General features: G+C 70.6%; 10 protein-coding genes. 8 read left to right on the top strand and 2 right to left on the bottom strand.

Annotation, left to right across the window (positions count from 1 at the left end):
- The first annotated feature begins 41 nt into the window (after positions 1 to 41).
- Genes ACGFNP_RS06600 through ACGFNP_RS06625 form a run of 6 tightly spaced genes read left to right on the top strand, consistent with a single transcriptional unit; the run spans position 42 to position 6,091 of the window.
- Positions 42 to 992, top strand: a complete 951-nt coding sequence (locus ACGFNP_RS06600) for a sugar ABC transporter permease (RefSeq protein ID WP_358326608.1) — start codon at positions 42 to 44, stop codon at positions 990 to 992.
- Positions 989 to 1,819 (top strand): carbohydrate ABC transporter permease, encoded by an 831-nt coding sequence (locus ACGFNP_RS06605; RefSeq protein ID WP_358326605.1) that lies wholly within the window; start codon positions 989 to 991, stop codon positions 1,817 to 1,819. Before ACGFNP_RS06600 ends, ACGFNP_RS06605 begins: the two co-directional genes overlap by 4 nt.
- On the top strand, positions 1,816 to 3,225 hold the full coding sequence (locus tag ACGFNP_RS06610) for a GH1 family beta-glucosidase (protein WP_393315585.1): 1,410 nt from the start codon (positions 1,816 to 1,818) through the stop codon (positions 3,223 to 3,225). The genes ACGFNP_RS06605 and ACGFNP_RS06610 overlap by 4 nt, the downstream gene beginning before the upstream one ends.
- Complete coding sequence (locus ACGFNP_RS06615) at positions 3,206 to 4,207, top strand: LacI family DNA-binding transcriptional regulator (protein ID WP_393315588.1); 1,002 nt, start codon at positions 3,206 to 3,208, stop codon at positions 4,205 to 4,207. The genes ACGFNP_RS06610 and ACGFNP_RS06615 overlap by 20 nt, the downstream gene beginning before the upstream one ends.
- A 43-nt stretch (positions 4,208 to 4,250) precedes the next feature.
- Positions 4,251 to 5,078 (top strand): aldose 1-epimerase family protein, encoded by an 828-nt coding sequence (locus ACGFNP_RS06620; RefSeq protein WP_393315591.1) that lies wholly within the window; start codon positions 4,251 to 4,253, stop codon positions 5,076 to 5,078.
- Between the two features lie 17 nt (positions 5,079 to 5,095).
- Positions 5,096 to 6,091 carry an aminoglycoside phosphotransferase family protein gene (locus ACGFNP_RS06625; protein ID WP_358326598.1) on the top strand — a complete coding sequence of 332 codons (996 nt, stop codon included), beginning with the start codon at positions 5,096 to 5,098 and terminating at the stop codon, positions 6,089 to 6,091.
- Here the strand turns inward: ACGFNP_RS06625 and ACGFNP_RS06630 are convergent.
- Positions 6,035 to 8,293: a M64 family metallopeptidase gene (locus ACGFNP_RS06630; RefSeq protein ID WP_393315594.1), complete on the bottom strand. Its 2,259-nt coding sequence runs from the start codon at positions 8,291 to 8,293 to the stop codon at positions 6,035 to 6,037. The genes ACGFNP_RS06625 and ACGFNP_RS06630 overlap by 57 nt on opposite strands.
- 219 nt (positions 8,294 to 8,512) lie before the next feature.
- A complete protein-coding gene (locus tag ACGFNP_RS06635) occupies positions 8,513 to 9,664 on the bottom strand; it encodes an anti-sigma factor (RefSeq protein WP_393315597.1) in 1,152 nt (383 codons plus the stop codon).
- A 118-nt stretch (positions 9,665 to 9,782) separates the two neighbouring features.
- Here ACGFNP_RS06635 and ACGFNP_RS06640 point away from each other — a divergent pair, with 118 nt between their 5' ends.
- A complete protein-coding gene (locus tag ACGFNP_RS06640) occupies positions 9,783 to 10,979 on the top strand; it encodes an FAD-dependent oxidoreductase (protein WP_393315600.1) in 1,197 nt (398 codons plus the stop codon).
- Positions 10,980 to 11,078: 99 nt separating this feature from the next.
- The gene (locus ACGFNP_RS06645) at positions 11,079 to 12,416 is read left to right on the top strand and encodes a class II 3-deoxy-7-phosphoheptulonate synthase (protein ID WP_393316609.1); all 1,338 of its coding nucleotides are present in this window, start codon (positions 11,079 to 11,081) and stop codon (positions 12,414 to 12,416) included.
- The last annotated feature ends 51 nt before the right edge of the window (positions 12,417 to 12,467 follow it).

Consider the following 12,467-nt stretch of genomic DNA (forward strand, 5'->3'; position numbering starts at 1 on the left):
CGCGCTGAGCGGGCCGGGCTACTGCCGCCGAAAGGTCACTCATGAGTATCGACACCCTCCCGCGGGCGGTGCGGCCCAGCCGGCACCACCCGCCCGGCCGCCGCTGGCGTTCCCGCCTGGACGTCAAGGTGATGCCGTACACCCTGGTGTCCCCGTACTTCATCCTGTTCGCCGCCTTCGGGCTCTTCCCGCTGGCGTTCACGCTCTACTACTCGCTCTATGACTACGACCTGGCCGGGACCACGGAGTGGACCGGGCTGGGCAACTACACCAAGCTGCTGGCCGACGAGGACTTCTGGAACGCCGTCACCAACACGGTCGGCATCTTCTTCCTGGCCACCGTCCCGCAGCTGCTGCTGGCGCTGTTCCTGGCCAACGCGCTGAACAAGCGGTTCCGGCTGCGCCTGGCCATCCGGATGAGCGTGCTGCTGCCGCTGGTGACCTCGGTGGTCGCGGTGGCGGTCGTGTTCACCCAGCTCTTCGCCCGCGACTGGGGCCTGGTCAACTGGATCCTCAGCTGGTTCGGTGTGGACGCCATCAACTGGCGGGCCGAGCGGATCCCGTCGTGGCTGGCCATCGCCACCATGGTCGACTGGCGCTGGACCGGCTACAACGCGATCATCTTCCTGGCCGGGATGCAGACGATCCCGCGCGACCTGTACGAGGCCGCGGCGATCGACGGCGCCTCGCGGCGGCGGCAGTTCTGGCAGATCACGCTGCCGATGCTCCGCCCGACCATGATCTTCGTGGTGCTCAACTCCACGATCGGCGGGCTGACGCTGTTCTCCGAGCCGACCACGTTCTACAACGGCAACGTCGACGGCGGGTCGCAGGGGCAGTTCCAGACGGTGGCGATGTTCGTCGTCAAGCAGGGCTTCCGCGAGTTCGACTACGGTTACGCCGCCGCGGCGGCCTGGCTGCTGTTCCTGCTCATCCTCATCGGAGCGTTCATCAACTTCATGTTCGTGCGCCGGATCGGGGGCACCAAATGACCAACTGGTCGCCGACCCTCATCACCCGGGTCATGCTGGCGCTGGCCATCGTGCTGTCCGCCTTCCCGCTGTACTGGATGCTGGTCATCGCCTCGCGCACCAACGCCGACGCGGTCGCGGTGCCGCCGCCGTTCCTGCCGGGCGGCAACCTGGGCCAGAACATCGTGGCGGTGCTGAACAACGAGGACGCCCACTTCCTGCTCGGCCTGACCAACTCGTTCATCGTGGCGAGCGTCGTCACCGTCTCGGTGGTCATCATCTCGACGCTGGCCGGCTTCTCCTTCGCCAGCCTGACGTTCAAGGGCAGGAACGTGCTGCTGCTGCTCGTCCTGCTGACGATGGCCGTGCCGCTGCAGCAGATGGGCGTGGTGCCGCTCTACCGGCTGATGGTGAGCCTGGAGTGGACAGGCACCCTCAAAGCGGTCATTTTGCCGTACCTGCTCAACGGGTTCGGGGTGTTCCTGATGGCCCAGTACACCCGCCAGGCGGTGCCGATGGAGCTGGTCGAGGCGGCCAGGGTCGACGGCGCGGCCACCCTGCGGATCTGGTGGAACGTCGTGCTGCCGGCCGTGCGGCCGGGCATGGCGGTGCTGGGGATCAACACGTTCATGCTGATGTGGAATGACTTCATGTGGCCACTGATCGTGCTCACCCCGGACAATCCAACCGTGCAGATCGCGATCACGTCGCTGAACGCGAGGTTCTCCACGAACTACACCTTGATCTTCGCGGGAACGGCGCTGTCCATCATTCCGCTCATCGCAGTATTCGTCGCATTCGGCCGCCAGATCGTCGGCGGACTCATGGAAGGTGCGGTCAAGGCGTGACGACACAAGAGGAACAGACGCGTATCGGGCTGCGCTTCCCCACGGGGTTCGTGTTCGGGGCGGCCACCTCGGCGTACCAGATCGAGGGCGCGGTCGACGAGGACGGGCGCGGGGTCTCCATCTGGGACACTTTCGCCAAGACTCCCGGCCGCGTGCTCAACGGGGACAACGCGGACGTGGCCATCGACCACTACCACCGGTACCGGGAAGACGCCCAGATCATGGCGGAGCTGGGCCTGTCCGCCTACCGCTTCTCGGTCTCCTGGCCCCGGATCCAGCCCGACGGGTCCGGCCGGATCAACCAGAAGGGCCTCGACTTCTACAAGCGGCTCACCGACGAGCTGCGCCGGCACGGCATCGACCCCTGGCTGACCCTCTACCACTGGGACCTGCCCCAGGCGCTGGAGGACAGGGGCGGCTGGCCCAACCGCGACACGGCCTACTGTTTCGCCGACTACGCGGCGACCGTACACGAAGCGCTGAAGGACTACGTGCATACCTTCAGCACCGTCAACGAGCCATGGTGCACCGCGTTCCTCGGCTACGCCTCGGGCGAGCACGCCCCGGGGCGCCGCGAGCCGGAGAACGCGATCAGGGGCGCGCACCATCTCAACCTCGCCCACGGTCTGTCCGTACAGGCGATGGGCGCGCGGCGGGTCGGCGGCTGCGTGAACCTCTACGCGATCACCCCGGCCACCGCCAGCGAGGCGGACCAGGACGCGGCACGGCGCATCGACGGGCTGCAGAACCGGTTCTTCCTCGACGCGCTGATGACCGGCCGCTATCCGCAGGACGTCCTCGACGACCTCGGCATGGACCTGGACTTCATCCGGGACGGCGACCTGGCGACCATCAAGGCGCCGATCGACCTGCTGCTCGTCAACTACTACAGCCGCTTCACGGTTTCGGGAGCACCAGGCGGCAGAGCATCGGCGGCGGCGGCGCCCACGGACACCGGCTCGCCCTGGGTCGGCAGCGAGCACGTGTCGTTCGTCAACGGCGGCCGGCCGGTCACCGCGATGGGCTGGGAGATCGACCGGGGCGGCCTGCTGGAGGTCCTGTCCAGGGTGGCGCGGGACTATCCGGCCATCCCGATGGTCGTCTCCGAGAACGGCGCGGCCTTCGACGACGTCCTGGAGCACGGCCGGGTGCACGACGCCGAGCGGGTGGCCTACCTGGACGAGCACCTGCGCGCCTGCCGCGACGCGATCGACGCCGGCGTGCCGCTGGAGGGCTATTTCGCCTGGTCGCTGATGGACAACTTCGAGTGGGCATGGGGCTACGGCAAGCGTTTCGGCCTCGTGCACGTGGACTTCGAGACCCAGCGGCGCGTACTCAAGGACAGCGCCCTCTGGTACTCGGAGATCATCCGGCAGAATAGGCGCCATGAACAGACCGACTCTTGAGGCAGTGGCTGCTCTAGCCGGGGTGGGCCGGGGCACGGTGTCGAGAGTCATCAACGGCTCGCCCAACGTGAGCGAGAAGGCCCGCGACGCCGTGCAGCAGGCCATCCAGGAGCTGGGCTACGTGCCCAACCGCGCGGCGCGGGCACTGGTCACCCGGCGCACCGACACGGTGGCGCTGGTGGTGTCCGAGTCCGAGCTGCGCGTCTTCGACGAGCCCTACTTCGCCGGGACCATCAGGGGCATCGGCTCGGCGCTGGCCGAGACGGGCCTCCAGCTGATCCTGGCCATGGCCCAGTCGCAGGAGGAGCACGAACGCCTGGAGCACTACCTGACGGGGCAGCACGTCGACGGCGTGCTACTCCTGTCGCTGCACGGCGCCGACCCGCTGCCCGGCAGGCTGGAGGCGATGGGCGTGCCGACCGTGCTGGGCGGCCGGCCCGTCGGCCTCACCCCGTACAGCTATGTCGACATGGACAACCGGGCCGGGGCCCGGCAGGCGGTCAAGCACCTTCAGGGTCTCGGCCGGCGGCGCATCGCCACGATCGCCGGTTCGCAGGACATGGGCGTGGGCGTCGACCGGCTGGCCGGCTACCACGACGCGCTGCGCACCTCGGGCGCACGGGAGCTGGTGGCCTATGGCGCCGACTTCTCCGAGGAGAGCGGCGCGGCGGCGATGTGCGAGCTGCTGGCCGCCGAGCCGGAGCTCGACGCCGTGTTCGCCGCCTCCGACCCGCTGGCGGTGGGGGCGATGCGGGTGCTCAAGGCCGAGGGCCGGTCCATCCCGGGTGACGTGGCGGTGGTGGGGTTCGACGATTCCAAGATCGCCATGCATACCGACCCGCCGTTGACCACCATGCACCAGCCGGCCGAGGAGATGGGCCGCCAGATGGCGCGGCTGCTGGTGGCGCGCATCAATGGCGAGGTGCTCCGCCAGCCCGTGGTCATCCTCGACACCCACCTGGTGCGCCGGGAGTCGGCTTGACCAGCAGATATGCTCCATTCGACCCCTGAGAGAGGATCCCTCCGTGCCCCAGCTCGCCGCCGGCGGATACACCGCGCAGATCAGCCCGCGTGGCGCCGCACTCAGAACGCTCCGGCACGGCGAGCGCGACCTGATCACGAGCTGGCCCGCCGCCGGCCCGGTCCCCTATTTCGCGGGCACCATCCTCGCCCCCTGGCCGAACCGGGTGGGCGGGGCCCGCTACCCGTTCGGCGGGCGGACGCACGAGCTGGCGGTGAGCGAGCCCGAGCGCGGCCACGCCCTGCACGGGCTGGTGTCGGGCGTCGACTGGCAGGTCGAGGAAGAGCAGGATGCGCTCGTACGGCTGGCGCACACGATCACCCCGACAGCCGGTTACCCGTTCACGCTCGCCCTGCGGGTGCTGCACCGGCTCGACGAGCACGGCCTGACCACCACGGTCACCGCCCGCAACGAAGGCGGCGCCGCCGCCCCCTATGGCTGCGGCCCCCACCCCTGGCTGCTCGGCGACGATCTGGAGCTGCCCGCCGCCAAGGTGCTGGTCACCGACGAAGGGCTGCTGCCCCGGTCCCTCGACGACGTGTCCGGTTCCCCGTACGACTTCCGGCGGGCCCGGCCGCTCGACGGCGACGTGATCGACCACGCGTTCACCGGGCTGGCGGCCGGGCAGGCCCGGGTCGGCGGCGTGCGCATGACGTGGGACCCGGCCGTGCTGCCCTGGGTGCAGGTCTGCACCAGCGGGCAGCTCGGCTACGAGGGCGTGGCGGTGGAGCCGATGACCTGCCCGCCCGACGCGTTCAACTCCGGCACCGACGTGGTGGTGCTGGAGCCCGGCGGCGAGCACGCGGCGAGCTGGACGATCAGCGCCGCCTGACCCCAGAATCAGGACTCGTGGACAGCAGGACGAAACGGCGTTTATCGCCCACCGAGCTCGACGACCTCGCCCGGCGCGCGCTCGGCGCGGGCGTGACCGCATCCACCGAACTCACCGACGGCTATGCCAACGCGGTCTGGCGGCTGTCCCTCGACGACGGCCGCGAGGTGGTGCTCAAGCTGTCGCCGCCGCCCGAGCTGGACCAGCTCAGCTACGAGCGCAACCTGCTGCGGATGGAGGCGGCGGCCTACGAACTGGCTGCCACCGCCGGCGTGCCGGTGGCGACGTTGCTGGGCACCGGGTTCGACGACCCCGTGCTGGGCGGCGACTACCTGCTGCTCGGCGCGCTCGACGGCGTGTCCTGGAACGACGTGCGGCCGGACGGCGAAGCCGGCCTCCGCCGCGAGCTGGGCCGCCTCCTGGCCAGATTCAACGCCGTGACGGGCGAGGTGTTCGGCTACCCGCACGCGGCCATCACCGGCGGCACCTGGCGCGAGGCGTACCTGGCCATGGTGGGGGCGCTGCTCGCCGACACCGAGCGCTATCCGACGCCGCTCCCCCTGCCCGCCGCGGAGATCGGCGCGCTGCTGGCCGCCGCCGCGCCCGTCCTGGACGAGGTGACCACGCCGCACCTCGTCCACTTCGACGTCTGGGCGGGCAACGTCTTCCTGGACCTCACGGGGACGCCCAAGATCCAGGCCATCATCGACCACGAGCGGGCGTTCTGGGGCGACCCGCTGGCCGAGTTCGTCACACCGACCATCTTCGGCGAGCTGCGCGAGGACGACCCGCTGCTGGCCGGGTACCGCGAGGTGACCCCGGTGGAGCTCACCCCCGCCGCGCGGACCCGGCTCGACCTCTACCGCGCCTACCTCTACCTGATCCTGCTGGTGGAGAACGGGCCGCGGCAGTACCCCGAGGCGGAGTACGCGCGGATCCGCGACCTGGCCACCAGCTCACTCATGGACGTCCTCGACCGCCTCGTAGGACTTGCCCCCGGGACCCGCGGCTAGCTTCCCGCACTGACCGGCGCTCAGGCCGGTGACCTTGTTCGGTACGCCCAGGTTCACCGGCGCGGGCGTGTTGCCCGTACAGGCGAGCGCGCCCTTGACCGTGGTGCCCGACAGGATCGGCGCCGCGTTCGAGGTCAGCAGGGCCGCGCCGCGAATGTCGGCGCCCACGACGGCCAGCGCCCCGGCGCGGTCGACCGTCAGCGCGCCGTCCACCCGCGCGCCGAGCACCTGCACCGAGGCGGCCTTCGAGGCGATGAGCGCGCCGTCGACGCGACCGCCGGTGACGACCACCGAGGCCCCGGCCCGCACGGTCACCGGGCCGCTCACCTGCGCGTGGTCCAGACAGGTGACACCGTCGGCGATGGTCAGCGGGCCGCGCTGGACGCCGGTGACGGTCCTGGTGCAGGCGGGCGGCGGCGCGATCGTGGTGACCGTGAAGCTGCCGGCCTTGCCGTAGTTGCCCGCGCCGTCGATCGACCGGTACTCGATCGCGTGCCGTCCCCTGGGCAGCTTGCCGTACACGAGGGAGTCGATGACCGTGCCGTCCTCGGTGAACGTCCACGGCAGCTCGGAGGAGGTCGGCCAGCCGAAGTAGTTGAACCAGCCGTCCCCGTCGACCCTCGACTCCGAGACCACGTAACCGCCCTGATCGTCGGTCCCGGTCAGCTTCATCGTGAACGGCCCGTTGTAGACGTAGGTGTCACCGGACCTGACGAGCGGCCGCGACAGCTCGTAGCCGGTCTTCGGCGAGGTGGCGTCGACCGTCCAGGTCAGCGTCCGGCCGCCGACCGTCGCGGTGAGCGTGTGCGTGCCGTCCGCCGGCTTCAGCGCGCCGAGGTCCAGGTCGCTGTCGCCGTCTCCGACCCGCCTCCCGTCGAGCGCCCACGCGACCGCCGGCACGCTCGCGGCCGGGTGCGTGGTCTCCACGTACACGACGCCGGTACGGCCCAGCGGCCGGTCCACCGGCGTGGACGAGACGATGCCGGCCGTGACGCCGTCGGGCGGGGTGGTCAGCGAGGTGTCGACGGTCCAGGAGCGGGAGGCGCTCATCGCGGCGCGGATCGCCGGGTCCCTGACGAAGTTCGTCGGGTCGGTGACCGTCGCCTTGACCGTGTGCGTGCCCGGGGTGAGGCCGAGGGTGCGCAGGTCGAGCGCGGCCGGCTTGCCATCGGGCAGGTCCGTGCCGTCGACGTTCCAGGTGACGGTGAGCGCGTGGCCGTTCGGGCGCATCGGCTCCACCCAGAGCACCCGGTCCGCGCCGACGGGCGTGTCCGACGGGGTGGCGTCCTGGATCACCGTCGTCTTGGCGGTGATCCGCTGCGCCATCACCTCCCGGCTCACCTGGTCGTAGTAGTAGCCGAGCGTCTTCATCATCGAATGCCGGCTCGGCCGCCAGATGCCCGTGGTGGAGTACATGCCGCCCTCGTAGCGGCCGATCGGGCCGCCGGACTCGCTGGGCTCGCCCAGCCAGCGCCACCACTTCTTCTTCTGGTCGAGCAGCTGCTGCTCGGTCAGCAGCGTGTGGTGGGCGGAGGCGGGCTCGGGTCCCGTGTAGGCGCCGCCCGGGACGCCGCGCTGGTAGTAGTCGTACTCGTCCTGCAGGCCGCCCAGAGAGTGGCCCAGCTCGTGCGGGCTGATCAGGGCGGACATGGAGTTGCTGCCGGACGCGGTCGCGTAGGAACCGCCCGCGCCGCCGTACGTCACGCTGTTGGCCAGCGCGAGGATCTGCCGGTTGGCCGTGGTGGTGCCGGTGACCAGGTTCGCGTAGCGGGTGGCGGCGGTGTTGTCCATGGTGATCAGCCGCTGGACGCTGTTCGCGTTGCACTGGCCCCAGAAGCCCATGCTGAGCGGGGTGGTCTTCTTCGGTGAGGTGAGCGCGGGGTCGCAGCTGACGCCCGACTCGCCGGAGACGATGTCCACCCGGTAGACGTTGATGTAGGCGCGATAGGACTTGTACGGCTCGATGGACCACATCACGTTGAGGTGCCGGTCGACGTCGGCCTGGAACTTCGCCTGCTCGGACTCGGTGTAACCGTCGCCCATGATGACCAGGTTGAACCGTTTGGCGGGCGCGCCGGTGACCTGGACCGGCACGACGGTGGCAGCGCCGGGCGCGGCGACCGCATCGGCTGCGTTGGCTGGGTGGAGTGGGGGGACGTATAAGACGGCGGCGGCAAGAACCAGGGCCGCGGATCTACGCATGCCCCGCATTATCGGCCCGTTGTTCGGCCGGCGTCTTATACGAATCGCCGATAACTTCGGGATGATCGTTTCCGGACGATGCTCCACCTCCGGACCGGACGGCCCATGCGACCGCCGTACGGGCTGGGCGCCCCTAATCTCCTGCCATACGGCTGGGCGTCCCTAGCCTCCCGCCGTACAACTGGGCGTCACCCTAGAAGCTCGGCCCGTGCGGTGCGGTCAGGCCGTGGGGAGTTCGGCTAACAGGACCGGTTGGGTCGTGGGCTGCTTGGAGCCGCCCGCCGGTTCGACCGTGAGGCCGATGTGCTCGTCTCCCTTGGCCGCGGTGGCCAGCATCGGCGTGGTGACGCCGTCCGGGCGCTGGTTCAGGAGTCCCGCCGGGCGGATGCCGTCGCGGCCCATCAGCCACAGCTCGTACACCCTGGACTTCGGCAGTTCGGGCAGGCCCGACGACGTGAACACCATCCGCCCCCGGGCGCGCGAGACCACGACGGTGCCGCTGCCGCCCGCGGTGATCGACTGCCGTACGGTCGTGACATCGGGCGCGGCCAGGACCGCGGCGACCTCGCCGTCCCTGGCCTGGAGATCGCCCAGATCGCGGCGGGCGTCGAACACCACGACGCCGAGCGCGATGGCCGCCGCCGTGGACACCGCGGCCAGCCCCGCCACCACCCGCCCCCGCCAGCGCCGCAGCGGCACAACCACTGCCCCGGACGAAACGGCGACCTCGGGGACCACCGGGCTCTCGGACAGGACCCGGATCGTGGCCGAATCGCCGGACCCGGCCCACTCCTGAGACCCCCCGCCCCCGCCCCCAGACACCGCCTCGCGGACCGTCGTGCCGTCCGCCGCGCCGTCCGGCGTGCGGTCCGGCGTGCGGTCCGGCGTGCGGCTCGCGTCGCGGTCGGTCGCACCGTCCGGCCGCCGTCTCACGTCGCGGTCCGTCACGTCATCGCGCGGCGATCCCGCCTTCCAGACCGTCACGTCACCCGGCGGGCGGGTCGCGTCGCGGTCGGTCGCGTCGCCCGGCGGGCGGCTCGCGTCGTGGAGGGTCGCCTCCCACATGGCCGGGGTCTGTCCCGGGCGGCGGGGGTGCCAGACGGTGGGGGCGTCGTCGGCAGGTAGCGGCCGTACCCGGGCGGCGGGCTCCTGCCGTACCCCGGCGACGGCCGCGAGGACGCGGGCGCGCAGGGCGGCGGGCGGTGGTTCGGCGATCGCGAGTGCGAGCAGCGCGGCCGTCTCGCGCAGGCGCCGCACCTCCGCCCGGCACGCGGGGCACTCCTTCATGTGCTTTTCGAACAGCACCCCGTCGCTGTCCGGCAGCGCGTGCACGGCATAGGCGCCGGAGAAGGTGTGGAGCTCCTTGCTCATGTCGCACTCCACGTCGCTCGGGGGTTCACGCCCTTACTTCGGCGTCTCGGGCGTTTCGGATGGCGGATGGTCTATGCATTTCTCCACAGAGAGCTACAATCTCATCGGGTGATGAAATATGTCCTGTGTAATAGCGGGCGGCGGACCGGCGGGCGCGATGCTCGCCCTCTTGCTGGCCAGAGCAGGCGTCGAGGTGACCCTGCTGGAGAAGCACGCCGACTTCCTACGTGACTTCCGTGGCGACACGATCCATCCATCGACCCTTCAGGTGCTGGACGAGCTGGGCCTGGTGGAGGAGTTCCTGAAGCTCCCCCACCGCAAGACGTACGGGGCGGCCCTGATAACCGACGACGGGCCGATCCAGCTCGCGAACCTGCGTGGGCTGCCGGGTAAGTACGACTACATCGCGTTCGTCCCGCAGTGGGACTTCCTGAAGCTCATCACGTCGGCGGCCCAGAAGTACCCGACGTTCCGCCTGCTCATGGAGTCCGAGGCGACCGGCCTGATCCGCGAGGGCGGCGCGGCGCGCGGGCTGCGATATCGCGATAAATCGGGCGAGCATGAGATCAGGGCGGAGCTGACCGTGGCCGCGGACGGCCGTGGTTCGACCCTGCGCGCGGCGGCCGGGCTGGTGCCACAGGAGTTCGGCGCGCCGATGGACGTCCTGTGGTTCCGGCTGCCGCGGGTCGAGAGCGACCCCGACCAGACGTTCCTGCGGATCTCGACCGGCCACATGATGGTCGGCATCAACAGGGAGACCTACTGGCAGCTCGCCTACATCATTCCCAAGGGCGGCTTCGACCGGCTGGCCGAGCGGGGCATCGACGCGTTCCGCCAGCCGGCGGCGCGGCTGCTGCCGTGGCTCGGGGACCGCATCGGACAGATCACGAGCTATGACGACGTCAGCATGCTCACCGTGGCGATCAACCGGCTCCGCCGCTGGCATCGGCCCGGGTTCCTGGCCATCGGCGACGCGGCGCACGCGATGTCACCGATGTTCGGCGTCGGCATCAACCTGGCGGTGCAGGACGCGGTCGCCACGGCCAATCTGCTGGCGGCGCCGCTGGGGGCGGGCCTGCCCATCCCGGAGGCTCTGCTGCACCGGCTGCAGCGCCGCCGCCTGCTGCCCACCAGGGTCACGCAGGCCGTGCAGCGTGTGGCGCAGGACCGGCTGATCGGCCCGACGATCAACGGTCAGGTGGCGCCGCCCCGCATCCCGGCCAACCTGCCGCGCAATCCGCTGGTCGGCGGGGTGGTCCGTCGCTTCCTCGGTCTGGGAGTGCGCCCGGAGCACGTGATGACGCCCGAACGCTGACCCCGCTCGGCCCGTCCGGGCGCGGGTCCGTTCTCACAACGTGGACATCGGGGTCGGCGACCGCGGGCCGGTAGCATACCCTCGTATGTCGTGAGCGCACTGAGCAATCCCGAGGAACTCGATTCCTGGCGAGCCCTGCCGGCGGCCCAGCAGCCTGACTGGCCCGACCGCAGCGAGCTCGAGAAGGTCGTCGCCGAGCTCGGCGGCCTGCCCCCACTCGTCTTCGCCGGCGAGTGCGACCAGCTCAAGGAGCAGCTGGCCGCCGTCGCGCGCGGCGAGGCGTTCGTGCTGCAGGGCGGTGACTGCGCCGAGACGTTCGCCGGAGCGACCGCCGACAATGTGCGCAACAAGCTCAAGACGCTGTTGCAGATGGCGATCGTGCTGACGTACGCCGCCAAGGTGCCGGTGGTGAAGATCGGCCGCGTGGCCGGGCAGTTCGCCAAGCCGCGGTCCAAGGGCACCGAGACGCGTGACGGCCTGGAGCTGCCCGCCTACCGGGGCGACATGGTCAACGGGTTCGCCTTCACCGCCGAGTCGCGCAACCCCGACCCGTGGCGGCTGCTGAAGGCCTACCACTCCTCGGCCGTGACGCTCAACCTGGCCCGCGCGTTCACCAAGGGCGGCTACGCCGACCTGCGCCAGGTGCACGCCTGGAACCAGGACTTCGTGGGCGAGTCCCCGGCCGGTCGCCGCTACGAGCAGCTGGCCAGGGAGATCGACCAGGCGCTCGCGTTCATGCGCGCCTGCGGGGCCGACCCGGAGGAGTTCCACACGGTCGAGTTCTACTCCTCGCACGAGGCGCTGATCCTCGACTACGACCGGGCGCTCACGCGTATCGACTCGCGGACCGGCAAGCCGTACGACGTGTCGGCGCACATGGTCTGGATCGGCGAGCGCACCCGTCAGCTCGACGGCGCGCACGTCGACTTCTTCTCCCGCATCCGCAACCCCATCGGCGTCAAGCTCGGCCCGACCACCACGCCCGCCGAGGCGCTGGCGCTGGTCGAGAAGCTCAACCCCGAGAACGAGCCGGGACGGCTCACGTTCATCACCCGCATGGGCGCCTCCAAGATCCGCGAGCACCTGCCCGCGCTGGTCAAGGAGGTCACCGCGGCGGGCGCGCAGGTCGCCTGGATCTGCGACCCGATGCACGGCAACACGTGGGAGGCGCCGAGCGGCCACAAGACGCGCCGCCTCGACGACGTGCTCGACGAGGTGACGGGCTTCTTCGAGGTGCACCGCTCGCTCGGCACGCATCCCGGGGGCATCCACATCGAGTTCACCGGCGACGACGTGACGGAGTGCGTGGGCGGCGGCCACGAGATCGTCGAAGACGACCTCTCGCGCCGCTACGAGACGGCCTGCGACCCGCGGCTCAACCGCGGCCAGTCGCTCGACCTCGCGTTCCGGGTGGCTGAGCTCTACCGCTCCAGCTGAGTACGACCGGCAGCCCTGGTTGACCCGGGGCTGCCAGAGCATTCTTCGGTC

It is taken from the genome of Nonomuraea sp. NPDC049269 (assembly GCF_043197155.1).
GTDB lineage: Bacteria > Actinomycetota > Actinomycetes > Streptosporangiales > Streptosporangiaceae > Nonomuraea.